Consider the following 24,587-nt stretch of genomic DNA (forward strand, 5'->3'; position numbering starts at 1 on the left):
AGCGGCAGGTTGCACACCGCGCGCACCGCCTGCTCGAACTGGCTGGTGAGGCAGGCCACCTCCGTGGCGTGGAAGCTGTTGTGCGGGCGCGGGGCCAGCTCGTTTACCAGCAGCCGCCCGTCCTTGAGCAGGAACAGCTCCACCACCAGCAGCCCCTCCACCTGGAGCGCGTTCGCCATGTCCCGCGCGATCTCCGTGGCCTTCACCGCCACCTGCGGCGACACTGGCCCCGGTAGCAGCGACCACGCGAGGATCCGCTGCTCGTGGTGGTTGTAGGCGGGCGGATACACCACCATCTCCCCCCTCGGGCTGCGCGCCACCAGCACGGACAGCTCGGACTCCAGCTCCAGCGCGGCCTCCACCACCACCGCCTGCTCGCCGAGATCGAGCCACGCCTGAGGCGCCTCCGTGGCGGCCTTCACCTGCACCTGGCCGCGCCCGTCATAGCCGCCCTCACAGGACTTCACGAAGCACGTTCCGCCCAGTGCTTCGATGGCCGTGCCCAGCTCCGTGGCACCTCTCAGCTCTTGCCAGGGGCTCATCGGGAAGCCGTGCTTCGCCAGCCACGCCTTCTGCCGCCCGCGGTGCTGCACCAATCCCAGCACGGCCGCAGAGGGACGCAGCGGAGCCTGCTCGGCCGCGGCCCGCAGCGAGGCGAGGGGGATCTTCTCGATCTCCAGCGTCACCACATCGCACGCGCGAGCAAGCTGGGCGGCGGCCTTCGTGTCACCAAAATCGGCCGTGTAGCACTGGTCCACCACCCAGCGCGCCGGGCACGCCGGATCCGGATCCAGCGCCTGCACCTGGAACCCCAGCGTGCGCGCCGACAAGGCCATCATCCGGCCAAGCTGCCCGCCGCCCAGGATGCCGATCGTCCCTCCAGGCAGGACCACCTTCATGAGAGCACCCGATCCCGCAGCACCTCATCGGTGCGGGCCTGCCTCCAGGCGGACAGCCGCGCACGCAGCTCCGGGTACTTGAGGGCCAGAATGGAGGCGGCGTGCAGCGCGGCGTTGGCCGCTCCCGGCTTGCCGATGGCCTGCGTCCCCACCGGCACCCCCTTGGGCATCTGCACAATGGACAAGAGCGCGTCGATGCCATTGAGCAGCGTGGTGGGCATGGGCACCCCGAGCACCGGCAACAGCGTCTTGCTCGCCACCATACCTGGCAGGTGGGCCGCGCCGCCTGCCGCCGCGATGATGACGGACAGCCCCCGCGCCTCCGCCGTGGACGCGTACTCCATCATCCAGTCCGGCGTGCGGTGGGCGGACACCACGCGCACCTCGTGGGGGATGCCCAGCTGGGTGAGGATGTCGATGCCCGGGCGAAGGTACTCGAGGTCGCTCTTGCCGCCCATGATGACCCCGACCCAGGGAGTTTCAGCGCTCGCCATACTGTGTCGCGCCTCCAGTGCGCTCTCCCGCCGGCAGGCTGGGGGAACGCGGAGATAGGGCCGGGGGATTCCTCGGTCAACCCAGAAGCGCGTGAAGTCGGCCCCAAAACACCGAGGGCCCCGCCGTCGCCAGCGGAGCCCTCGCATGGGTGCCTGCCTCGGACGCCCGGAGACCGGGCCCGTGGCTCAGTAGGTCGAGCCCATGCGCCCGGAGTCCTTGAGCGCCTTCGACTTCGAGCGCTTCACCGCCGTGTTCACCTCTTCCGCGCTCTGCGCCGACTCGTACTCGTCATAGACCGCCTTCTGCTCGGCCACGTCCGCGGCCACCGCCGGAGCGCCCGCCACCGAGGCCGCCTCGTTGAACATCTCCTGGTTCTGCTGGATGAGCTGCCGCGCCTCGTCCCGGCGGCCGACCTTGAAGGCCTCCGCCGCCTTCTGGAGGTTGGCCGCGCTGCGCGCCCGCACCGCATACACCGTGGCGTCCTTGTCCTGCTTCGCCGCCACCTCCTCGCTGCGGTCCGTCACCATCGCCGACAGGCTGGCCGTGGTCTCCACCGTCCCGTCCTTCATCAGATCCGTGTACGTCAGCTTCAGCCCCGTCACGTTCACTGCCTGGCCCACCGTCGCGCCCGTCACCCGCACCCGCGCCACCACGCGCTCCGTCTGGCCCGCGGCGAAGTCCGGCATCGCCACGCGCACCGTGCTCCCCGCCTGGTGCGCCCGGTAGCCCAGCACCTCGCCCAGGGTGGCACCCGCGGGCAGCTCGAAGGACAGTTCCACGTTGCGCGCCACCTGCGTGGCCGCCTGCTGCAGATCCTTCTGGAAGATGGCGGCCAGCTTGCCCGCGTCCTCCATGAAGCCGTATGCGCCCGCGCCGTACTCGGCGAACGCCTGCATCAGATCCTCGTTGAAGTCCGTGCCCACGCCAAGGGAGCTCACCGTCACGCCCTGTGCGCGGATGCTCTTCACCACGCGCTTGAGGCCCTCCTCGTCCGTGATGCCCTCGGTGGGCTGCCCGTCGCTGATGAGGATGATGCGGTTGACCTTGTACTCGCTGCGCGCGGTGTTCACCTGGTGCTGCCCCGTCGTCAGGCCCGCGCTGATGTTGGTGCCGCCCTCGTCCCAGATGCCCTCGATGTACTGGATCATCCGCGCCCGGTTGGAGGAGGTGGCCGCCATGCTCGGCAGGGCCTTCACATCCGAGCCGTAGTGGACGATCGCCAGCCGGTCCTCATCCTTCAGCATCGTCACCAGCTGCCGCGCCGCCTGCTTGGCCTGCGCCAGCTTGTAGCCGCTCATGGAGCCGGACCGATCAATCACCAGCGCCAGGTTCACCGGGCTGCGCTGCGCCCCCGGCACCTCCGCCCCCGTCACGTCCACCGTGACGAACTCATCCGAGCTCCCCAGGGTGATGTAGGGGTGCGACAGCCGGCTCGTCATCGTCAGTGAGCCGTTCGACGCCTGGGCTGGAGGAGTCGGGGGTGTAGGCGGAGGAGGGAGAGTCGGCGAAACCGGGGTGGCGATGTGCGGCACGGGCGGCGGGGAGAGGGTCGCCACACGCGGCATTCCTAGCACCAGGGCCACGAGCGCGAGCGCGCCGGCCAGGGCCAGGAAGGTAAAGGTCTTGTTCATGGCAGGGCTCCTTGGAAACAGCAGGCCCTGCTAGGACGAATGGCGCGAGAAAAAGGTCTAAAGGGCCGCGCGCGAGTGTGTCACTCGGGGGGCAGGGTGGACAGCTGACCGGCGCAGAAATAGGGGGAATTCGTCTCCCCGAAGGTGTTCCGGTAGGTGACCGGATCGTCCTTTTTGAGACGCTCCAGCGAGGCCTGGTCCAGCAGCAGCGAGCGGCAGGTCATCCGGGTGCGCAGGCTCTCTGGCACACTGGAGTCCGTCACCTCGCAGGTGGACGAGCCCTGCACGCACTCCTGGCTGCAGTAGCCCTGGGCCGCCGCGTTCGGGTCCGGATCCCGCGAGGCCTCCGCGTCCCGGACGCAGATGAGGTCCTCGCAGTCCGTGGATCCAAAGGAGATGAAGTCCTGCTTCGGGGCAATCTCACTCTCGAGCACGGGCTTGGAGCGGATGCCTTGCTCCTCCTCCGCCGCGCTCGGCTTCTTCACCAGCACGCACGGCTTGCCCAGCTGGGTGGTGACCTCGCACCCGCTGGCCAGCAGGGCGGCGCTCAGGAAGACGGCCAGACGCACGGACATGATCGACTCGAACCTCGTCAAGAGAGGAGAGGACAGCGGTGTGCTGGAACCGTAGCACAGCGGGTCGCGCTGCCAACGGACTCGTAGGGAGGGTGCTCGGGGCGGAATTGTTCAGGAGTGACGCAGGGATAGATGAAGAGTAGGCAGGTTCGGATTGGTTGAGGAGGGGGAGGCTGGCGGATAGGATGGCCAGGCCGTTGACACTCCGAATTCTCGCGGCGGCTGATCGCCCCTCCACCTACGGAGCTTCCGGAAGTGAATCGCCTCCAGGCAACTCTGCTCGCGCTGTGCCTCTGGCCCGCGCTGGCGCTCTCCCAGACCGATCCAGGCATGGGGTTGGATCTCACCAACGAAGACGCCAAGCCCGAGGAGCAGCAGCCCGAAACGACTCCCGAGACCCCCCCGCCCGCAGAGCCACCTCCGACACCCGCGGCCAGCACGGCCACGCCGGCGCCGGAGTCGGAGCTGCTGCCCACCGACATCACCAACGAGGACCGCGTCAAGAGCGTCCAGCGCAAGGTGTACCTCAAGAAGGGACGCTTCGAGCTCACGCCGCTGGTGAGCTTCTCCATCAATGATCCGTACTACTCGAAGCTGGGCGCCTCGGTGCGCGGGGCGTACTACTTCGCCGACACGCTGGCCATCTCCGCGCGTGGCTCGGTGATGCAGGTGCTGCCCTCGGAGGACGTGCGCACCGCCAAGCGCGCCTTCCAGAGCCGCATCTACCACTCGGTGCCACAGTGGTCCGGCATGGCGGACGTGGAGTGGGCGCCGCTCTACGGCAAGGTGGCCTTCCTCAACTCCATCCTCCACTTCGACGGCTACCTGCTGGGCGGGGCGGGCGTGGTGAAGACGGAGACCTCCTCGCTGGAGGGCCGTTCGATCAGCATCGGCGCGGACCTGGGCCTGGGAATGCGCTTCGTGGCCAAGGACTTCCTGGCCGTCAACGTGGCCCTCATCAACACCTCGTACGTGGATCAGCCGCTGGGCACCAGCAAGGGTGCCGTCCAGAACCTCATGACGATCAATGCCGGTATCTCGTTGTTCTTCCCGCTGCGCTCCACGGGACGGGAGAGCGAGTGATGAGAACCCTTCGCCTACTCCTGGCCACCTGCCTGCTCCCCCTGGCGGCGCTGGCCCAGGCCGACAAGCCCAAGGCGCCCGCTGCCGAGTCCAAGCCGGCACCCGCTCCTTCCGCCTCCTCTGAAGCCGAGGCAGGGGACGTCTCCGAGGTGGACAAGGACGCGCTGGGCCCCCTGCGCGAGCGCATCCGCCCCGTCTCCGGCCACCTCTTCCTCAAGAAGGGCCGGTTCGAGATCAGCCCCTCGGTCTCCATCTCCCTGCGGGACGCCTTCTTCCGCAAGTACATCTTCGGCGCCACGTTCACCTTCTTCCCCATGGAGACGCTGGGGATCGGCCTGCGCGCCGGCTACTCCATCCCCACCGTGTCCGGTGCGGCGCAGATCTGCAACTTCACCGAGGGCGGCGCCGGTGGCGTCACCCGCGGCTGCAGCGCGCCGACGTTTGATCAGCTCGACGGCGCGGCGCCCGGCCAGCTCACCCTCATGGGCGGGCTGGATGCGCAGTGGTCGCCCATCTACGGGAAGATCTCCCTGCTGGCCGAGAGCTTCGTCCACTTCGACATGTACGGCGTGGTTGGCGCCTCGGCGGTCCAGTACAAGGGCCCGCCGGACATCGCTGGCGCGCAGAGCACGTCCCGGATGACCGTGGGCGGCAACGTGGGCATCGGCTTCCGCTTCTTCCTCAACCGCTACATGACGCTGCGCACGGAGGTGAGGGATCTCATCTACGTGGAGAAGGCCATCCTCCCGGCCACCACCCTGCGCAACCAGCTGCTCTTCGAGCTGGGTTTCTCCTTCTTCCTCCCTACCGCCCTCCCCGAGTCATGATCCGCTCCCTCCGACTCCTCCGCCTCGCGCTCCTTGGGCTCGTGCTCGTCTGGGCCATGCCGGCCCCGGCTCAGAGCTTCGAGGGCCTGGATACGTCCAGCTCCAAGAAGAAGAAGCGCGGGAAGACCACGACCGCCAAGAAGAAGAAGCCGCGCGGCAAGAAGCCCGTCACCGAGGAGGCTCCCCCAGAGGCCTCGCCGCTGACGGCGCCCATCGAGGCTACTCCCGTGGTCCCCGCTGCCCCGGACACCTCCCCGGCGCCGGAGGCCCCCACGCCTACGCCCGCTGGCGCGCCCAACTCCGTTTCGGCACCCGCCATGGCGGCTCCCGCGGCGCAGGATCCACAGGGCGGTGGGATGGGGCTGGATCTCACGGGCGAGACACCCAAGGGCACCGCGCCCACGATGACGTTCGACGCGGTGGACGTGTCCGGCAAGACGGCGGATCGCCAGCGGCTGGACGTGGCCGTGTCGCTCTTCAAGAACGACCAGTACGAGCAGGCCTCCATGGCCGCCTACGAGATCCTCAAGGATCCGAAGATGGGCGGTCTCCACGTGGAGGCGCGCTACGTGGTGGCCAAGGCCTTGTACCGCATGGGGCTGTACCACTCCTCGCTGGGCGAGTTCTCGAAGATCCTCGCGGTGGGCCCGCAGACGAAGTTCTTCAAGACGAGCCTCGAGTGGCTCTTCTTCATCAGCCGCAAGACGAAGAATGAGGCGGTGATCCTGGACGAGATCGCCCGCTACGCGAACTTCGAGTTCCCCGAGAAGTTCCGCAGCGAGTTCCACTACCTGCTGGCGCGCTACCACTTCGTGCGCGGCCGCGCGCTGGATCAGGTGGGCCAGGCGGACCAGGCGGACAAGAGCTTCGAGGAGGTGAAGCGGCTGACGACGCTCATCCCCCGCTCGGATGCGTTCTACCCTCGGGCCAAGTTCCTGGAGGGCCTGGCGCACTTCCGCAACGGCGGCAAGGTGAAGACGGCGGAAGCGCGGCGCGGGGACACCCACATGGTCTCCGCCATCGAGGCGATGAAGGAAGTGGTCCGCCTGACGCGGCCCGGCGGTGGCAAGTCGGCCGAGCAGTACAAGCTGGATCAGTCCCTGCGTGAGCTGGCCTTCATGCAGCTGGCGCGCACGCACTACGGCATGCAGCAGAACCGCTTCGCGATCTTCTACTTCGGGAAGATCGAGCGCGGCACCAACCAGTGGCTGGAGGCGATGTTCGAGGCCAGCTGGGCCAACTACCGCGTGGGCCAGTACGAGCAGGCGCTGGGCAACCTCATCACCCTGTCCTCGCCCTTCTTCCGGGACGAGTACTTCCCGGAGGCGCTCATCCTCAAGGCGGTCATCTATTACGAGAACTGCCGCTACCGCGAGTCCAGCCTCATCCTCCAGGACTTCGAGCGCACCTACCTGCCGGTGCACAACCAGCTGGAGCAGCTGGTGAAGAAGAACATGGACGCCAGCGAGTACTACAGCGTGCTCGCCGACGTGCAGAAGAAGGACAAGGACGCGCTGACGTACACGGAGGTCATCCTCGAGCGCATCCTCCGGCTGGCCCTCACGGACCAGGATCTGAAGAAGACCAACGACTCCATCCTCGAGCTCGAGAGCGAGCTGGATGCCTTCGGGGAGAAGGGGGACACCTTCAAGTACTCGGAGCTCTCCAAGGATCTGCTGGAGGGGCTGAAGGGCCAGCGCACCCTCTTGATCGACAAGGCGGGCATCATGTCCAAGGGCAAGCTGGAGACGGAGCTGATCGCCCTCAAGCAGCTGCTGGCCAACGGCCTGCGCATCAAGTTCGAGACGACGACGAAGGAGAAGGAGTTCCTCGAGGAGCAGCTCAAGGCGGGCGGCAAGACGGCCATCGTCAAGAAGTACCGCTACACGGTGGCCGTGGCGGATGATCAGCTCTACTGGCCCTACGAGGGCGAGTACTGGCGAGACGAGCTGGGCACCTACCAGTACACGCTCACCAAGGGCTGCATCGAGCGGGACACGGCCAACCGCGACGTCCAGGCGAGCGGATCGTCGTCGCTCTAGGCGCGGGAGGCCTGGCGAAGGGAGCTGGCCGGCGCGCCTCGCTGCGCGTCGTCTTCGGCATCGTCACGCTTGATCTCATCGGGTTTGGGATCCTCATCCCGCAGCTCGGTGTGTACGGGGTGAAGTTCGGCGCCTCGCCGTTCACGGTGGGGCTGCTGCTCTCCGTGTACTCGCTGATGCAGCTGCTCTTCGCCCCGGTGCTGGGGCGGCTGTCGGACAGGTACGGCCGGCGGCCCGTGCTGCTGCTGAGCGTGGCGGGCTCCATGGCGGGCTACCTGCTGTTCGCCTTTGCCGACTCGCTGCCGCTGCTCTTCCTGGCGCGCATCATCGACGGGGTGAGCGGGGGCAACATCGCCACCGCGCAGGCCTATGTGGCGGACGTCACCGCTCCGGAGGAGCGCGCTCGGGGCATGGGCATGATCGGCGCGGCGTTCGGCCTGGGCTTCGTGCTGGGCCCCGCGCTGGGCGGCTTCCTGGGCGCCTGGGGGGGCAACCTGGCCATTGGCCTGTTCGCCGCGGGGCTGGCGGCGCTCAACCTGCTGTTCACCTTCCTCTTCCTGGCCGAGTCCCGCGAGCCGGGGAGCGCCTCGGCGGGCTCGGGGCGCCGCATCCAAGGGGTTGCCTCCTCGCTGCGGCTGCCGGTGGTGGGCCTGTGCATGGTGCTCATCCTCGTGTTCAACACGGCCTTCGCGCAGATGGAGGGCACCTTCTCGGTGTTTCTTCTCTCTCGCTTCCTCTCCTCGGGGCCGGTGCCCCTGGAGGGGGGGCTCTTCTTCCTCGCCGCCCACGCCACGCCCGAGATGCTGTCCCAGGCCAGCCTGCGCACCGGGGGGCTCTTTGCCGTGGTGGGGGTGGTGTCCGCCGTCCTCCAGGGAGGGGTGATCCCCCGGCTGCTGTCGCCCAAGCGCCGCTCCGAGCAGGGGTACCGGCCCATTCGAGAGGTGGGACTGCTGGTGGTGGGCTTCGCGGTGACGGGGGTGGCGCTGTCCCTGCTGCCGCTGGCGCCCAGCTACGGCTGGCTCTTCCCGGTCATGGGGCTGCTCGCGGTGGGCTCCGCCTGTACCACCCCGGCCCTGTCCACCGTGGTGTCCCTGCACGCCCCGCCCGAGCGGCTGGGCGCCGTGCTGGGGAGCTATCAGGCCTTTGGCTCCCTGGGGCGCATCCTCGGTCCGGCTCTGGGCGGGTGGCTCTTTACCAGCCTGGGGCCCGGCGGGCCCTATGGGACGGCGGCGGCGATGATGGGGGCCGGAGCCCTGCTGGCGCTCTCTCTGGTGTCCCGCGTGCGAATGCCGGGCGCGAGCGTCGGCCAAAGCTCGTAAGATAGGGGGTATGTCGGGGACCTCTCAGGAGCTCAAGGACGTCACGATTGCTTTCGATGTGATGGGCAGCGACCACGGCCCTGAAGAGGTGGTGCGGGGTGCCGCCCAGCTCTCCCTCGAGGCGCCCCACATCCACGCGCTGCTGGTGGGAGACCGCGAGCTCATCGACGCGGCGCTGGCGGACACCAAGCACCGCGCCGAGCGCATCTCCGTCCAGCACGCCCCCGAGTTCGTGGGCATGGACGAGAAGCCGGGCGAGGCGCTGGCGCGCAAGAAGAACGCCTCGGTGGCGATGGCCGCCCAACTGGTGGCCGAGGGCGAGGCCCACGCCCTGGTCTCCGCGGGCAACACGGGGGCAGGGGTGCTGGCGTGCGCGCGCCACTTCAAGCTCATCCCCGGGGTGCGCCGGGCCGCGCTGGCGGCGGTGTACCCCACGCGCGGCACGCGCGGCGCCAAGGAGGATCCGTTCTCGCTCATCCTCGATGTGGGCGCCACGGTGGAGGCCACCGCGGAGGATCTGGTCGCCTTCGCGGTCATGGGCTCGGCGTACGCGCGCATCATCTCCCGCAACGAGCGCCCCAAGGTGGCGCTGCTCTCCAACGGCGTGGAGCCGCAGAAGGGGCCGCCGCGCGTGGTGGAGGCGCACGCGAAGCTGTCCACCCTGGAGGGGATCCACTTCGTGGGCAACGTGGAGGGCGTGGACATCCCCAAGGGCACGGTGGACGTCATCGTCACGGACGGCTTCGTGGGCAACGTGTGCCTGAAGATGCTGGAGGGCGTCCACGAGACGGTGGTGGAGCTGGCCCGCTACGCCTACAAGGAGAAGCTGCGCTGGCGCGCGGGCCTGGCCATGCTCTCCAGCGGCATCCAGCGCATTAAGGACATCACCGACTGGGAGCAGTACGGGGGCGCGCCCATCCTCGGCTTCGATCGGATCTTCATCAAGGCGCACGGGCGCTCGAAGGCCCGCGCCATCACCAATGCGGGGAAGGTGGCCGCCAAGGCCGTGGCGCGCCAGCTGGGCACCACCATCCAGGAAGGCTTGTCACGGTGAGCCTGCCGGACCGGATCGATCCCCGGCCGCCGCGGCGCATCTACCGGTGGGATCTGGACAAGACGTACCTGCGCACGGACTTCGACTCGTTCCGGGATCTGGTGCGCACCGCCTTCCAGAAGGCCCACGAGAAGGTGGCCGTGCCGGGCGCCTCCGCGCTTATCAAGGAGCTGTCCGCCAACGGGGACTCGCGGCTGTGCATCGTCTCTGGCAGCCCCAAGCAGATGCGGGCGGTGCTGGAGGAGAAGCTCAAGCTGGACGGGGTGAAGTGGGACGAGTTCGTCCTCAAGGACAACATCGGCAACCTGCTGCGCGGGCGCTTCCGGGCCCTGCGGGGGCAGGTGGGCTACAAGCTGCCCGCCCTCCTGGAGAGCCGCGTGAGCGCGCCCGTCGAGGCCGAGGAGGTGCTCTTCGGGGACGACGCGGAGGCGGACGCGTTCATCTACTCGCTCTTCGCGGATCTGATCGCCGGGCGCGTGGACGAGCGCGTGCTCTCCCAGGTGCTCGAGGCCGGCGGCGTCTACCCGGATGACGCCGAGCGCGTGCGTAGCGCGTGGCGGCGCATCCCCATCTCGGATCCCGTCCGGCGCATCTTCATCCACCTGGATCGGCTGACGCCCCCCGCGCACTTCGCGGCCTACGGCCCACGGGTCGTCCCCATCTTCAACTACTTCCAGGCCGCGCTGGTGCTGCTGGCGGACGGCCACCTCACCGCGCCCCAGGTCATCAAGATCGCCGTGGAGATGGTGCAGACGGCGGGGCACAACATCATCACCCTCTCCAACTCCTTCCAGGATCTGCTCCGCCGGGGCCTGCCGCTGCAGCAGGCCGCGCTGGCGCTCTCGCAGGCGCTGGAGGGCCCCAACGGGCTGATCCAGGCGATCCGGCCGGTGCCGGACATCATCGCCGCCTTCACAAAGCGGCTGGCCGCGCTGGGCACTCCCCCCGCGCCGCCGCGCGCGCAGGCCGTGGACTACGTGGCCCTCATCTCCCACGCGCTGCCGCGGACCCACAAGGATCGGAAGAAGTAGCGCCCTCGCGGTGCGGGTGTGCGGCCATTGATACACCCAGCGTGCTGAACAATACACTCAGGTTGTACCTTTATTTCATTTATTGCCTGTTTGTCGCATTTAACAGGAATATGCGGGAGGTACGTTCTCGGAGCAGGCAGGGCTCGCGCTTCGCGAGCCTGGTGCCCGGATGAAGGAGCACCCGCAGTGATGACGATCCGGGCCAAGGTGCTGCTGTTGCTGGCGGTGGCGTTGGGACTCGTCGGGGGAATGGGCGCGGCGCTCTACCAGGGTACTTCGTGGTGGCGGCTGTTGAGCAGCTGGGTGCATGGCAGCCAGGAGCAGCGCTACCTCTACAGCCAGCTGCGCGGGGAGGCGCTGGTGTTCCTGGGTGACTTGCAGCGGGTGCATGGCTCGGGGGCCGTCTCGGAAGCGGTGTTGAACGGGTACCGGCGACAGATGGATGCCCAGCTCTCCCGGCTCCAGGAGCTCGCGAGGGCGGAGGAGGGCTGGACGGAAGGCGACCACGAGCAGGAGCTGAAGCACATCGAGCGGATGGCGCTGGCGCTGCGGCTCTGGGCCGTGCGCGCCGAGGATCGGGTCCGGAAGCTGCCCTCGGGGATCGGCTCCGACGGGGCCCATCCGCAGGTCAGCATCCATGAGTTCAACCGGGATGTGGAGCCCCTGCTGACGGCGGCGCTGGAGATGGAGACGGTGGATCTGAAGGCGCTGAAGGGCTTCTCGGAGCGGTGGCTGCGCACCGGGAAGCTGCTGGCGTTCGCCGCGTCCGTGGCTGCGCTGAGCGTGCTGCTCGCGCTGGCGCTGACGATCCTGGTGCCCATGAACCGCAGGCTCCAGGAGCTGGTCGAGGCTGCCCGGCGCATCGGCCATGGGGACTTCCAGCCCTCGCTGCCGGAGAAGGGTCGGGACGAGTTCTGCATCCTGGCGCGGGCGTTCAACCAGATGGCCCAGGAGCTGAGGACCTCGCAGTCGCGGCTCATGCACTCGGACCGGTTGGCCTCGCTCGGGCGGACGGTCGCCAGCGTGGGACACGAGATCAACAACCCGCTGGTCTACGTCATCAGCAACCTGGCGTACGCCCATGGGGAGCTGACCCACTCCCAAGGCGAGCTCTCCGCGAAGGAGCGGCGCGGGCTGCTGGAGGCGCTGGACGAGGCGCGCGAGGGGGCCGAGCGGGTGCGCTTCATTGCGCAGGATCTCAAGACGCTGGCGCGAGCGGATGATGCGAGCACCGCGCTGGTGAACGTGGCGGAGGTGGTGCGGGACGTGGCGAGGATGGCCTCACATGAGCTCCAAGGCCGGGCGCGGCTGGTGGAGGACTGTGCCGGAGTTCCCCCGGTGCGGGCCAACGCCACGCGGCTGGGGCAGGTGTTCCTCAACCTCATCGTCAACGGCGCTCAGGCCATCGCGCCGGGCAGCCCGGAGCAGAATGAGATCCGGCTCACCGCGCGGCTCACCGCGCCGGGTCACATCACGGTGGACGTGAAGGACACCGGGTGCGGAATCCCCCCGGAGAACCTGGAGCGCATCTTCGATCCGTTCTTCACCACCAAGCCGGTGGGGGAGGGGACCGGACTGGGCCTGGCGGTGTGTCTCAACATCGTCCGCTCGCTAGGGGGCAGCATCACCGTGGACAGCGCGCCCGGCCAGGGCACCACCTTCCACATCACCCTGCCGGTGGCCTCGGTGGACACGCCCCCGGCCCCGGCGGTGTGAGCAGACCGAGGAGAAAAAGAGAAGGCGCCGCACCTGTCGAGCGTGCGACGCCTCCTGGCTAGAAACCTTCAGGTGTGGAGCCGTTCAGCTCCTCCCGAGAGGAGACTCTCGAAGGGGCCTCCCCTCTGGAGGGCCTAGGCCTGGCTCCGGCGGCGCCGGAACATGCCGAGCGCCATCGCCAGCAGGGGCAGCAGGCCACCCAGCGCGCCTGCACCGGTGCTGCAGCCACCGCTGTCCTCCGCCGGCCCGGGGATGACGGGCTCCTTGTACACCTGGAAGCGAGCGTCCGCCGAGGCCGCGCTCACCGCGCCCGCGGCATCCTTCGCACGCGCCGACCAGATGTACTCGGCGCCGACCTCCAGCTCCTTGGTGACCTTGAAGGAGACCTGGTTGCTCGAGCTGTTGGCGGCCGTGGTCACCTCACCCGAGGTCACCGTGGCTCCATCCGACGACTTCACCTCGAAGACGTAGGTGATCGCATCACCCTCCGGATCCACGGCCGTCTGGAGGATGAGGGTCGGCGTCTGGGTGAAGATGATGGCGTCCGAGGGGTTGAGGGCCAGCGGCGAGGACGGAGCGTTGTTCTGCGCGTTCACCTTGAACGAGCCCACCACCCAGTCACTGGCGCTGTACGGGTCGGTCGCGCGCGCGCGCCACCAGTACTGCTTGTCCTCGTCCAGGCCCTCCGTCTGCCAGCGCACCATGCCGTCCTGCTCGGCCTTCAGGGCGCTGGACTGCTTGCGCGCCGTGCTGGTGAACGTCGGGCTGGTGTCCACCTCGAACGCGTACTGGAGCGCATCCCCATCCGCGTCCGTGGCCGCCTTCACCACGAGCGTGGGAGTGAGCGTGGACACCGTGCCCTGCGCGGCAGGCTCCACGGCCTCGGGCAGGCCCGGCTCACGGTTGGACGGACGGCCCAGGTAGGTGAACGAGGCCACCTCGGTCACGCTCTGCAGGTTGCCCGAGTCCTTCACCGTGACACGCCAGAAGTACTGGGTGAAGGGCTTCAGCGCGGCGGACACCGTCCATGACGTGCTGCCGCTGGCTCCCCCCGCGAGCGTGTCCGAGGTGAGCTTGTCCTGCGTGAGGGCCGCGTCCGTGGCCAGCTCGAAGGTGTAGGTGAGCTGGGTGTCGTCCACGTCCAGGGCGTTGTCGACGATGAGCGCCGGGCTGGCCGCGGCGATGTGCGAGCCAGGCATCGGCTGCGAGGCCCGAGCGGTGCCGGGCGCATCGTTCTCCGTGCTGACCTTCACGTGCTGCGCCGTGCTCCACGGACCTTGGATCTTGTCCCCGTCCGTAGCGCGCACGCGCCAGGAGTAGACGTGATCATCCGTCAGCGTCACCCCCGTGCAGGGGCCGCTGGGGAGGGTGGCCGAGGTGGTGCCACCCGTGGCCGACTCGTCCACCGTGAGAGCGCACACGCTGGAGACGAGCGCCGCATCGGAGAAGAGCTGGAAGTCGTACTTCACGGTGGCCAGGTCACCCCGGTCCGCCACGTTCTGGGTGGTGAGGACAACCTGCGTGCCCTTCACGAGCGTACCGGACAGGGGCCCCTCGGCCGTGGCGATCGCGGGCAGCTGCAGTCCCTCGAACTCACGGCTGAACTCGGCCCCGTTGTTGATGCCGTCGCCGTTCCTGTCGCCCATCGCGTCATCCTGCGTGGGATCCAGGCCGTTCTCCTGCTCCCAGGAGTCCTCCATCCCGTCGTTGTCGGCATCCACCCACTTGGCAACCAGGGTGAGCGCCTGGGTGTCGGAGGCGTTGTCGCCGTCGTCCACCGTGATGTTGAGGGTGTACTGCCGGCCCTGGCGGCTGGCCTGCTTGCGGGTCGGCGTCCACAGCAGCAGTCCGTCCGCGGACACGGTCACGCCCGAGGGAGCTCCCGAGGCCGTGAAGGTGAGCACGTCGGCGCCAGGATCCCTGGCCGTCAGGCGCAGTGCCAGCGGGGTGCCGGCGTAGGCACTCTGGGGCCCAGGGAGGAGCAGGGTGGGAGCCACGTTGTTGATGGTGACAGCGATCGACTCCTCCGAGGAGGTGTCCTCGTCGATGACGCGCACGCGCGCCGTGAACGAGCCGCCGGCCGCGTTGTCCCGGTAGGTGTAGATGGCGTACGGCGAGGTGCTCGCGTATTCGTACGAGCCGTCACCGTCGAAGTCCCACAGGAACGCGCGGATCGGATCGGCAGAGGACTCCTCGGCGCCGCTGTTGGCCGACAGGTCGAACTGCACCGTGGACGGCTCATTGCTGCCGCCGGCCAGCACCTGGAGGGCCAGCGGGCTGAGGATGGGGTTGGCCTCCTCGATCGCCATGTTGATCGTCTTCACCTCGGAGATGCTGCCGTCCGCGTCCACCACGCGCAGGGCGTACTGGAGGCTGCCGGAGTCACGCGCGAAGCGGCTCAGCACGATCTCGCCGTCCGCCGAGCGCTCCTCCTCCTCCTCCACCTCGAAGTTCGCCCCGTCGTAGTTGAAGTCCCACTGGACCTTCCACGGCCGGGAGTTGTCACCTGGGTTGATGAAGCTCGACGAGAGATCGTAGGAGCTGCCCTCGGTCAGAGAGGAGTTGCCTGCGATGCCGGTCAGCGTGGGCCGCAGGTCCGCGATGGAGATCTGCACCAACTGGAGGTTGCTCGTCACGCCATCCTTGTCCACGACGCGCGCGGCCACGGTGTACTCGCCGTCGCTCGGGAAGGCGTAGACGGTGGTGACGGTGCCCGCCGTGGCGGCCACGGAGGACGCGTCCGGGGAGAAGGTCGCCCCGTCGTAGTTGAAGTCCCACTCCACCTTCCACGGCGAGTCCAGGCCCGGGTCGGTGAAGGAGGTGGACAGGGTGACGTTCTGGCGCTCACCGGCCGGGCCGGAGGTGGTGACGGCGGCGAGCGTGGGCGCCACGTCCGCCACGGTCACCTGCGTCTGCTTCAGGGTCGAGCGGGTCCGGCCCTTGTCCTGCACTCGTGCGGCCACGGTCACATCACCGCTGACGCGCACCACGGCCGAGCCCGAGACGGTGCCCTGCGAGGCAGCGTCCTGGGTGACGTCCGCGGTGAACCAGCCCGGGTAGTCCGCGTCGATCTCCACCTTCCACGGCCCGTCCGTGACACCGTCCGGATCGCTGAAGGTGGCTTCCACCGTCAGCGTGTCGCCCTCGGTGATGGTGGCCGGATTGACGGCGAGGGTGTCCACCACCGGGGCCTGGCTGGGCACCGGGATCGTCCACAGGTACGCGGTGTTGTCGGCCAGCGATGCCGTGTTGAAGCTGTGCTGCGTGGCGACCGTGGAGGAGCTCTGCACGCCCACCGTGGCGCCGGCGCCCCCGTTGTAGGTGGCGTTGCCCACCACCGTGTCGCGGTAGTTGAAGAGGACGTCCGAGCTGCCCTCGAAGAACACCACCTGGAAGTTCAACGTGTTCGCAGGCGAGCCGGTGCGCGTCTGGTAGTGGTGCACGTTGCGCCACTCCACGACGAGCTCGCGGTTGGGCGCGGTGCCCGCCACGGCCCAGAACACGTTGTCCGTGGAGGCCGTAGGGCCCGGGTACAGGTCATCCCACCAGGGCGCGATGATCGTGGTGTGGGTGGTCGTGGGAAGCACGGCGTTGGTGAGGCTGACGTTGGCGGCGGTCTCGAACGTGATGCCGCCGTTCATGCCGACGCGCACGGTCGTCCGCGCTGTGCCACCGGCGAAGGGGATGGGGAAGGGGGAGGTGAAGTTGGCCTCGAGCTCGTCCGTCAGCGCCAGGCTGGTGCCCGTGATGGTGCGCCAGACCATGGGCACCGCGCTCTTCACGTAGGCCGCGCCCGGCAGCGCCACGTTGACGGTGAGCGTATCCCCACCCGGGAAGGTGAGGGTGTAGGTGCCGGGCACCGTCGGCTCGAAGAAGCCGGTGTACATGCCATCACCGGGGACCTCGTCTCCGTACTGGCCGCTGTCCGTCAGGTTGAAGCTCTCCCCACTGGGCGCCACGGTGACGGTGGCCGAACCCACGGGCGAGTCACAGTTGACGTTGTAGGCGATGAGCTGCACCTGATCGTAGATGTTCGCCGTGACGGTGTCGGCCACGGGCCGCACGCGTGTGGCGAAGGTCTGGTTGTTGCAGGTGAGCGCGCCCTGGCCGTCGGAGTCCGCGGCGCGCAGCCGCTTGCCCGTCAGCGTCTTGCCCGTGGCGTGCGCGGCCGTCTTTCCGCCCGCGAGCACCAGGTTCTTCAGCTGCCGCCAGTCACGGCCCGGGTTCTGCGCGTGGAGCAGGCCCACCACGCCCGACACATGCGGGGTGGCCATGGAGGTGCCGTCAAAGGCCGCGTACCCGCCGCCCGCGACGGTGCTCAGCACGGCCACGCCTGGCGCGGACAGGTGCACGTTGCGCCGGCCGTAGCTGGAGAAGCTGGCCAGCGAGTTGCTCCGGTCATGCGCCGCCACGCCGATGACGTTGGAGAGGAAGTAGCTGCTGGGGTAGTGCGTGGTGGTGTCGTTGTTGGCGCTGTCGTTGCCCGCCGCGGCGACGAAGAGGATGCCGTCGTTGCGGTGCTGGACGATGCCGTCCATCAGGGCCTGGGAGAAGGCGCCGCCGCCCCACGAGTTGCTGGTGGCGATGATGTTGACCGGATGGCTGGTCCGCGTCTTCAGCACGTGCACGTAGTCCAGGCACTTGATCGCGTTCGCCGTGGTGCCGCTGCCGGCGGCGTCAAGGAACTTGCAGCCCATGATCTGGGCCGTCCAGTTCACGCCCGCCACGCCGATGCCGTTGTCGGCGCGGCCCGCGATGGTGCCCGAGACGTGCGAGCCGTGGTCGTGGTCGTCCAGCGGGTTGCCGCTGTTGGTGATGGCGTTGATGCCGTGGATGTCGTCGACGTAGCCGTTGCCGTCGTCGTCCAGGTTGTTGCCGGCGATCTCACCTGGGTTGGTCCACATGTTCGCCGTGAGATCCGGGTGGTTGTAGTCCACGCCCGTGTCGATCACGGTGATGACGCCCGCGGTGTTGCTGCCGGTGGTGAGATCCCACGCCTCGGGAGCGTTGATGTCGGCGTCAGCCACGCCGTTGGCCTGCCCAGTGTTGTCCAGGCCCCAGAGCTCGCCGAAGCGTGCATCGTTGGGGGTGGTGCCGTTGATGCTGTAGACGAAGTTGGGCTCGACGTACTCGACGTTCGGGTCCTTCTGATACGCCGTGATCGCCTCCTGCATCGCACTCTCGTCCACGGAGACGAGCTGCAGCTCGGGCTGGCTGCGGTAGGTGTGCAGCACCCTTGCGCCGGCCAGCTTGTGCGCCGCGAGCGCCATGACGCCCGCGTCCTTCTTGAAGCGGACCAGGAGCTCTCCCTTGACGAACTCCGCGCCGTTCTCGGCCCGCAGCGTCTTCAGGCTGCTGGCCGCGCGCGCCTGGTTCGCTGCGGGGGCAATGGAGGTCTGCGGCTCTTCCTGCTTCGTGCAGCCCTGAAGCGCCAGCGCTGGTCCAAGGACCATTGCGGCAAAATTCCTTACGCCAGTCGTCGCCCGACGAGTGCGCGACTTCACCCAACTCTTCATTTATGGATTCCTGCTTTCTGCTGAGGGAGGGGGGGCCTCTCGGGAAACCTTCTCGGCAAGGCTCCCGATCGATCGGATTATCCGTTCAATAATCCAATGTTATTGAGTGCTGTTTGTGTCGTCCTGTCAATAGATTGGCGGCTACGAGTTCTCCAGCCCTGGGGTGAGGGAGGATTCCCCAGGGCCGGAGGGAGCCGAGCTACGGGCAGGAGAAGAGGGCGTCGAGCGCAGCGGTGGCCGCGGCGGCGTCGACCTCGGCGGCGGTCGCCTTCGCCGCCTGGGCCTTCAGCGTGTCCGCGTGCGAGGCATTGCGCACGCGGGCCTCGCGATCCAGGAACGGCGCGAGCGTCTGGATGAAGGCCATGCGCGCCTGCTGCTCCTCGGCGCTGCCCTGGGAGAGCTGGGCGAAGCGCTCGCGGAGGACGATCGCCACGCCGCGCACGGTGGCGCGGTCGAGCTGGACGAGCGCCTGATCCCGCAGCGCCGTGTTGGCGGCGGCGCCGGTCTCGTTGTCGAGGTTGCGCCAGCAGCGGACCGCCAGCGTGGCGTCATAGGCGCGCTCGTGCGTCTGCGGCGCCACGGCCTGGACGTAGCCGGCCAGGCCCTTGGGAGCGCACCGCTCGGTGCCACCCGTGTAGTAGGCCCACGCGCTGTCGCAGTCCTTGGGCGTCGTCGTGCAGGTGTTCACCTCGGAGTACGCGGAGATGTAGAGGAACCACAGCAGCGCCGCCTCGATGCGGGCGGCGTGGAGGCGCGGGGCCTCGCCCTGGCCACCGCGGGTGAACGCGTCATTGAGGATGGGGAGCAGCTTCGCCGGGCCCACGCAGCGGTCCGGAGCGGTCTCAGGGACGCCCGCGTTGCGGCACTGCGCGCCGCCCGGCGCCGGGGGGTAGTGGTAGTCCTCGCGGCGCTGCACACGCGAGGCGAGCCCCTCGGGCTGGGTGTACTTGTCCAGCGCTGACACGAAGTCCGTCTGCGTGGGCACCTTGCCATTGCGCCACAGCTGCGTGGCGATCTCCTCGAAGGCCGCCACGCGGGCCACGGTGGAGATGTTGGGATCGATGGGATGGTAGGTGTTGTCGTCCGAGATGCAGGCGGTCCACTTGTCGGAGGCGGCTTCATTCGCCTCTGGCTCGCGGGGCCGGTAGTCCGTCTCGGCCGGCTGGCAGCTCGAGAGGTTCTCCGGAACGTTGGGGGCGTTGGAGCACACCGCCGGCATGCCCGAGTCGGGGTTGTCGGGCGGTTGGGGATCGTCATCGCATGCGGAGGCCGCGAGGGCCGCCACGGCAAGCAGCAAGAAGCGCTTCATGGTTAGGTCTCCTCCCGGAAGTGCACGGGCCACCATGGCTAGGGCGTTCCGGGTCAGAACGGGGTGGTCTCGAGCGACACAACCAGGCCTCTACCAGGGCCGTTCACGCTCGAGCCGTGCGAACGGTACGCCGCATCGCCCAGGTTCTCCAGTACCACCCCGAGCAACAGTCGCGTGCCGAGCCGCCAGGAGGCGCGGAGATCGACGACGGCGTAGCCGGGCGTACCGCCAATGGGGATGCGTGCATCAGAGCGGTCCGCCACCGCGAGCCGGTCCTGGAGGAGCGCCCAGCGCAGGCCGGCGCTGGCGGCGAAGCCGGATGGGTGGGCCCAGAGCAGCTCGGCCGTGCCATTGAGGGGCGGCACGCGCGACAGCGGTACGCGCGGTGCGTAGGGCGTCGAGGGGTTGCTCGGAGGGGCCGCGGGGTTGGGGCTCTCTCCCCAGGCCCAGGCCACGCCCGCCTGCGCGGTGAGCATGGCGGGGAGCCGCGCGCGCACATTGCTCTCCAGGCCGTAGAGGACGCTCGCGGCGCGGGCGTTGACGAGCTGGAAGCGGGACCAGGAGGCGCCACACTGAGGCGTGGAGGGAGGGCAGTCCGCCACGTTGCGCGGGCGGCGCGTGATGGCGCCGTCGATCCGCGTCCCGAAGGCCCAGCCCTCGAGCGAGAGGTGGCGGGTGCGCAGGCGCGCGCCGAGATCCAGGGTGGTGGCGCGCTCGGGCCCGAGCGCCGCGTTCTCGAACTGGAAGCCAGGGCCGGTCTGCTGGCGCGAGGTGAGATCGTCCAGGTTGGGCGCACGGTAGGAGTGGTCCACGTGCGCCAGCAGCGTCAGCCGGGGGGCGGCGCGCCACTCGACTCCCGCGTGTCCGACCCAGGGCACCCAGGTGCGATCCACGGCCAGGGTGCCAGACTCGGTGTCGGCGGGAGCGCGCGCTGTGACCAGGCCGATCCGGGTGCCCGCGCGCGCGGTGAGGCTCGGGTGAAGCTCCCACTCGCCGTCGCCAAAGAGGCCGCTGGTGAAGTAGCGAGAGCCCTCCAGGTACTGGCCCCGGCTGCGCTGGAGCTCGATGTCCAGGGCTGTGAAGCGGGTGAGGGCCGAGGAGTGCACCCGATCCAGCGCGCCATCGGCACCGGCGGTGAGGCGCAAGGGGTGGCCTGCCAGCGAGAGCGGAGGCAGGGAGAGGCTCACCGTGGTGCCGAAGGTGTCCACGTCGTCGGTGCCGCGGTCGACCACCGAGAAGGCGGGGCGATCGTAGATGCGCAGCTCGTGCTGGCGCTGCCAGGAGAGGGTGGCGCGGGAGGACAGGCCCTCGGGGGAGGTGTGCGACCAGGCCACGTACGCGAGCGTGCGGAACTGCTCGTCGTACCGGAGGCACTCGTCGAAGCGCGCGAAGGGCGGAGCACACAGGTCCGTGCGAGGCGCGTCGTACTGGCGATAGAGGTAGGTGGCGGCCGTGAGGGCGTCCTCCTCGGAGAGCCGCCACACGAGGCGTGCATCAGCCGTGCGCTCGTCGAAGCCCGTGCCGAGCTGCGTGCGTCCGTCCTCCGCGAAGCGGGGAACCTCGGGGGGCTTGCCGTCGCTGGGGTTGAGGACGATGCCGCCGCTCTCGAGCAGGCCTACGCGCCGGCCGCCGATGCCGCCGATGAAGCCGAGCTGCCCGGTGGCGCTCTGCACCTGGAGCCGGCCCCCGCGCTCCACGTCCGCGGTGGCGGCGCGCAGCTGGAGGGTCGGTCGGAAGGGAGTGGGGGAGGAAGGGGGCTCGAGGGGGTGGGCCAGGAGCACGCCGCCCAGCGCGTCCGAGCCGTAGAGGGTGGAGGCTCCGCTGCGCAGCACCTCGATCGAGTCGAGCGTGCGCGAGTCGAGCGTGAAGAAGTACTGGTTGGGGCCCTGGCGCCAGGTGCTGGTGTTGAGGCGGACGCCGTCGAAGAGGGCCAGCGTCTGCTGGCCGGTGAGGCCCCGCACGAAGGCCGAGCCCTGAGCGTGAGCGCTCTGCTGCACGAAGACACCGGGCTCCCAGCGGAGCGCGTCCGGAGCAGAGCGGGGGAGGCGTCGCTCGAGATCCGCTCGGCTCACCGTGGTGGACGCGCGGCCCTTGGGGGCGTCCGAGGCGCTTGCGGGGGCGGTGACCCGCGTCTCGGGCACGAGGGAGGGGCGAGGGCTCGCCTCCGGGGCCTGGGAGGAGGGCTCGGCCGGGGGGAGGGAGGGGGTACCTGCGTCGGGGGGCGGGGAGGACGGCTCAGGTGGGGGCAGGGCCTCAGGGCCCCCCTCCGGGGATGCACTGCCTCCGTCTCCCTGGGCGTTGGCCGGACTGGACCCCAGGAGGGCCGTCAGGGCCAGGCACACGAGCAAGGAGGGGGGGCAGTACATGAGGGGCGCTGGGACACTTCACCAAGCCAGAGACCGCGGAGCGTGTCTAGCGGTCGCTCTACCACCGGGCGGGCAGGCAGGGGGGCGCTCTCCCCCGTCAACAATGTCTTCAAGCGCTACACCCTCCTAGGCCAGGATGGGGTATAGACGGCTGCCCCAATAGTCCCAATGTGGGTTGGGGCGTCAACGCGATGACGCGAGACTCTACAGAAACGCCGCCCGCCGGCGGACCTCCAGAACCTGCGCCCGACAACGCGCGCGAGGTGGCCTCTCCCGAGGCCCGGATGGTCCCTGCAGCCGGGCACGAGGAACCCCCCATGACCGCAGAGCTGGAGCTGCAGGCAGATCCCCTGGATCTGCCACTGCCCACTGAACCCCCCGAACCCCGGGCTGAGCCTGTAGAACCGCCCCCCGAGGCCCTGGTCCCCGAGCCCCCCTCCTCCGAGCCGGAGCTCGTCGCGCCGACGACCACCCGCACGGGAGAGCCGGCCGAGATCGATCCTCGGGAGCTTGACCCGGATGCGCTCAAGGTCGTCCTCCGGCTGCACGGGCATGGCCACCAGGCCTACCTGGTGGGAGGGTGCGTGCGGGATCTGCTCCTGAAGCGCAAGCCCAAGGACTTCGACTTGGCCACCAGCGCCCATCCGGGCGAGGTGCGCGCCACCTTCCGCAACTGCCGCCTCATCGGGCGCCGGTTCCGGCTGGCGCACGTCTACTTCAAGGGTGGGAAGATCATCGAGGTCTCCACCTTCCGTGCCAACCCGTCGGAGCTGGAGGCCACCAACGAGGAGGACAGCGCCGACAACGGCAATGGCAACGGGGATGACCTGCTCATCACCCACGACAACGTCTTCGGCACCGCCGAGCAGGACGCACGCCGCCGGGACTTCACCATCAACGGCCTCTTCTATGACGTCTCCGAGGGCCGGGTGATCGACTACGTCCGGGGCCGCAGGGATCTGGACGAGCACTACATCCGCACCATTGGCGACCCGGAGATCCGCATGCGCGAGGATCCGGTGCGCATCCTCCGGGCCGTGCGCTTCGCGAGCAAGCTGAACTTCGACATCGAGTCGCGCACCTACGCGGCCATGGAGGGCGCGGTGGAGGATCTGCCGCGCTGCGCCCCCGCGCGCCTGCTGGAGGAGACGTTCCGGCTCATCCGCGGCAGCGTGGCGGCGCCCAGCCTCAAGCTGCTCTCCGCGCTGGACGCGCTGAAGATCCTCCTGCCGCCCGTGGACGCCTACCTCAAGCAGCGTGGGCGTGAAGGGGAGCGCATCTTCTACGCCTTCGCCGAGGCGCTGGATCGGCGCGTGGCCTCGGGTGAGCCGCTGGATGACGCCATTCTTCTGGCTACGCTGCTGGTGCCGATCAGCCGCGCGGCGCCGCCTCCGGTGGAGTCTCAGGAGCTGGGAGCGAAGCCCTCGGTGTCCCAGGCCATCGAGGATCTGCTCGCCAGCTTCGTGCAGACGGCGAGGCTGCCCCGGCGGATCGCCGAGCGCTGCCGGCTGCTCTTGCTGGCGCAGCGCACGCTCACGGGCGAGCGGCGCCGGCGCGGCGCGTCCTTCCGCCGGCACCCGCTCTTCAGCGAGGCGATGACGGTGTTCGAGATCTCCGTCGAGGCCACGGGCGAGTTCCGCGAGGCGCTCGAGGCGTGGAAGGGCGGGGAGCTTCCGCCCGTGCGGTCCGAGGGGGCTCCGGCAGAGAGCGAGCCTGGCCGTAAGCGCCGCCGTCGCCGTCGCCGCCGGGGCCCTGCCGGGCGTCCGGGCGAAGGGGCCGAGGCGGCCGCTCCGGGTTCCACTCCAGAGGACACCCAGGGGGACGCGGACGGCGAAGACGACAGCGGCCCCGACTCGGACGAGCCGGACGAGGCCTGAGCCTCCCCGGGACTTCCTGAGGGCGTGAAGCCCTCGGGAGGGAGAGGAAGGCGCATATAGTGGTGTCCGTGCACTCGGAGGACACTTTCGGCGGCAGGACCGCGGAGCTGATTCGCGCAGGGCGCCTCTTCTTCGAGCGCGGCTGGGTGCCTGCCACGGCGGGCAACTTCTCCGCGCGGCTGGATGCCCGCCACCTGGCCATCACCGTCTCCGGACGTCACAAGGGAGAGCTGGGGGCCGAGGACTTCCTGGTGGTGGATCTGGACGGCCAGGTGCGCTCGGAGGGAAAGAAGCCCTCGGCGGAGCTGCCACTGCATCTCCAGCTCTACCAGCGTGACGAGGAGCTGGGCGCTGTGCTCCACACCCACTCGATTGGCGCCACGCTGCTGTCCCGCCTGCATCGCGGCGCGCTGGTGCTCGAGGGGTACGAGGTGCTCAAGGCGCTGCGGGGGATCCACACGCACGAGGCGCGGGTGGAGGTGCCCATCTTCCCGAATGACCAGGACGTGGGGCGGCTGGCGGCCGGCGTGCAGGAGTACATGGCCGAGCACGCCCCGATGCACGGCTACCTGATCGCAGGCCATGGGCTCTACACCTGGGGGCGGAGCGTGACGGAGGCGTGCCGGCACCTGGAGGCCTTCGAGTTCCTGTTTGCGTGTGAGATCGAGATGAGGAGATTGGGACGATGAGCGAGCTGAAGGTGTACCCGGACCACGATCCCAGCCACCCGAGTGTCTACACGGATCACGCGTCCATCCGGCGCGAGCTGGAGGCGGCGGGGATCCGCTTCGAGCGGTGGGAGGCCAACCGGTTGCTCTCCCCTGGCGCGGGCGAGGAGGAGATCCTG

At 69.1% G+C, this 24,587-nt stretch carries 16 protein-coding genes; 9 read left to right on the forward strand and 7 right to left on the reverse strand.

What is annotated here, in order from left to right; all coding sequences use genetic code 11:
* The 4 genes from VD972_RS00895 to cglC form a co-directional block, all read right to left on the reverse strand.
* The coding region (locus VD972_RS00895) for a 5-(carboxyamino)imidazole ribonucleotide synthase (RefSeq protein WP_324979295.1) at window positions 1-899 on the reverse strand (899 nt) is incomplete at its 3' end.
* A complete protein-coding gene (gene purE, locus VD972_RS00900; protein WP_324979298.1) occupies window positions 896-1,393 on the reverse strand; it encodes a 5-(carboxyamino)imidazole ribonucleotide mutase in 498 nt (165 codons plus the stop codon). The genes purE and VD972_RS00895, both read right to left, overlap by 4 nt.
* A gap of 186 nt (window positions 1,394-1,579) precedes the next feature.
* The gene (locus tag VD972_RS00905) at window positions 1,580-3,025 is read right to left on the reverse strand and encodes a vWA domain-containing protein (RefSeq protein ID WP_324979302.1); all 1,446 of its coding nucleotides are present in this window, start codon (window positions 3,023-3,025) and stop codon (window positions 1,580-1,582) included.
* Window positions 3,026-3,105: 80 nt separating this feature from the next.
* Window positions 3,106-3,600, reverse strand: a complete 495-nt coding sequence (cglC, locus tag VD972_RS00910) for an adventurous gliding motility lipoprotein CglC (protein WP_324979304.1) — start codon at window positions 3,598-3,600, stop codon at window positions 3,106-3,108.
* 255 nt (window positions 3,601-3,855) lie between these two features.
* Between cglC and VD972_RS00915 the strand changes: the two genes are divergently transcribed.
* The 7 genes from VD972_RS00915 (at window position 3,856) to VD972_RS00945 (ending at window position 12,672) form a co-directional block, all read left to right on the forward strand.
* Entirely contained in the window at window positions 3,856-4,683 is an 828-nt protein-coding gene (locus VD972_RS00915) for an outer membrane beta-barrel domain-containing protein (protein ID WP_414653961.1), read from the forward strand.
* Window positions 4,683-5,510 (forward strand): outer membrane beta-barrel domain-containing protein, encoded by an 828-nt coding sequence (locus VD972_RS00920; RefSeq protein WP_324979307.1) that lies wholly within the window; start codon window positions 4,683-4,685, stop codon window positions 5,508-5,510. Before VD972_RS00915 ends, VD972_RS00920 begins: the two co-directional genes overlap by 1 nt.
* A complete protein-coding gene (gltC, locus tag VD972_RS00925; RefSeq protein ID WP_324979310.1) occupies window positions 5,507-7,552 on the forward strand; it encodes an adventurous gliding motility protein GltC in 2,046 nt (681 codons plus the stop codon). Before VD972_RS00920 ends, gltC begins: the two co-directional genes overlap by 4 nt.
* An 11-nt stretch (window positions 7,553-7,563) precedes the next feature.
* On the forward strand, window positions 7,564-8,871 hold the full coding sequence (locus tag VD972_RS00930; protein WP_324979344.1) for an MFS transporter: 1,308 nt from the start codon (window positions 7,564-7,566) through the stop codon (window positions 8,869-8,871).
* Window positions 8,872-8,881: 10 nt separating this feature from the next.
* On the forward strand, window positions 8,882-9,925 hold the full coding sequence (gene plsX / locus VD972_RS00935; RefSeq protein WP_324979313.1) for a phosphate acyltransferase PlsX: 1,044 nt from the start codon (window positions 8,882-8,884) through the stop codon (window positions 9,923-9,925).
* Complete coding sequence (locus VD972_RS00940) at window positions 9,922-10,956, forward strand: phosphatase domain-containing protein (protein WP_324979316.1); 1,035 nt, start codon at window positions 9,922-9,924, stop codon at window positions 10,954-10,956. Before plsX ends, VD972_RS00940 begins: the two co-directional genes overlap by 4 nt.
* A gap of 189 nt (window positions 10,957-11,145) precedes the next feature.
* Window positions 11,146-12,672 carry a sensor histidine kinase gene (locus VD972_RS00945; RefSeq protein ID WP_324979319.1) on the forward strand — a complete coding sequence of 509 codons (1,527 nt, stop codon included), beginning with the start codon at window positions 11,146-11,148 and terminating at the stop codon, window positions 12,670-12,672.
* A 134-nt stretch (window positions 12,673-12,806) separates the two neighbouring features.
* On the opposite strand, the gene VD972_RS00950 is transcribed toward VD972_RS00945, so the two are convergent.
* From VD972_RS00950 to VD972_RS00960, 3 genes are all read right to left on the reverse strand, one after another.
* Complete coding sequence (locus tag VD972_RS00950; protein WP_324979323.1) at window positions 12,807-18,125, reverse strand: S8 family serine peptidase; 5,319 nt, start codon at window positions 18,123-18,125, stop codon at window positions 12,807-12,809.
* Between the two features lie 262 nt (window positions 18,126-18,387).
* Entirely contained in the window at window positions 18,388-19,497 is a 1,110-nt protein-coding gene (locus VD972_RS00955; protein ID WP_324979326.1) for a hypothetical protein, read from the reverse strand.
* A 53-nt stretch (window positions 19,498-19,550) separates the two neighbouring features.
* Window positions 19,551-21,638: a TonB-dependent receptor gene (locus VD972_RS00960; RefSeq protein WP_324979331.1), complete on the reverse strand. Its 2,088-nt coding sequence runs from the start codon at window positions 21,636-21,638 to the stop codon at window positions 19,551-19,553.
* Window positions 21,639-22,054: 416 nt separating this feature from the next.
* Here VD972_RS00960 and pcnB point away from each other — a divergent pair, with 416 nt between their 5' ends.
* Both pcnB and VD972_RS00970 read left to right on the forward strand, forming a co-directional pair.
* On the forward strand, window positions 22,055-23,740 hold the full coding sequence (gene pcnB, locus VD972_RS00965) for a polynucleotide adenylyltransferase PcnB (RefSeq protein WP_324979334.1): 1,686 nt from the start codon (window positions 22,055-22,057) through the stop codon (window positions 23,738-23,740).
* A 62-nt stretch (window positions 23,741-23,802) separates the two neighbouring features.
* On the forward strand, window positions 23,803-24,429 hold the full coding sequence (locus VD972_RS00970) for a methylthioribulose 1-phosphate dehydratase (protein ID WP_324979337.1): 627 nt from the start codon (window positions 23,803-23,805) through the stop codon (window positions 24,427-24,429).
* Window positions 24,430-24,587 lie beyond the last annotated feature (158 nt).

The sequence above is a fragment of the Hyalangium sp. genome (assembly GCF_035629615.1).
Taxonomy (GTDB): domain Bacteria; phylum Myxococcota; class Myxococcia; order Myxococcales; family Myxococcaceae; genus Hyalangium.

Bases quoted from the DNA above. Each gene is read 5' to 3' on its own strand.
- cglC (WP_324979304.1), bottom strand. From the start codon at position 3,600: ATGTCCGTGCGTCTGGCCGTCTTCCTGAGCGCCGCCCTGCTGGCCAGC.
- purE (WP_324979298.1), bottom strand. From the start codon at position 1,393: ATGGCGAGCGCTGAAACTCCCTGGGTCGGGGTCATCATGGGCGGCAAG.
- pcnB (WP_324979334.1), top strand. From the start codon at position 22,055: ATGACGCGAGACTCTACAGAAACGCCGCCCGCCGGCGGACCTCCAGAA.
- VD972_RS00955 (WP_324979326.1), bottom strand. From the start codon at position 19,497: ATGAAGCGCTTCTTGCTGCTTGCCGTGGCGGCCCTCGCGGCCTCCGCA.
- VD972_RS00945 (WP_324979319.1), top strand. From the start codon at position 11,146: ATGACGATCCGGGCCAAGGTGCTGCTGTTGCTGGCGGTGGCGTTGGGA.
- VD972_RS00905 (WP_324979302.1), bottom strand. From the start codon at position 3,025: ATGAACAAGACCTTTACCTTCCTGGCCCTGGCCGGCGCGCTCGCGCTC.
- plsX (WP_324979313.1), top strand. From the start codon at position 8,882: ATGTCGGGGACCTCTCAGGAGCTCAAGGACGTCACGATTGCTTTCGAT.
- VD972_RS00920 (WP_324979307.1), top strand. From the start codon at position 4,683: ATGAGAACCCTTCGCCTACTCCTGGCCACCTGCCTGCTCCCCCTGGCG.
- VD972_RS00950 (WP_324979323.1), bottom strand. From the start codon at position 18,125: ATGGTCCTTGGACCAGCGCTGGCGCTTCAGGGCTGCACGAAGCAGGAA.
- gltC (WP_324979310.1), top strand. From the start codon at position 5,507: ATGATCCGCTCCCTCCGACTCCTCCGCCTCGCGCTCCTTGGGCTCGTG.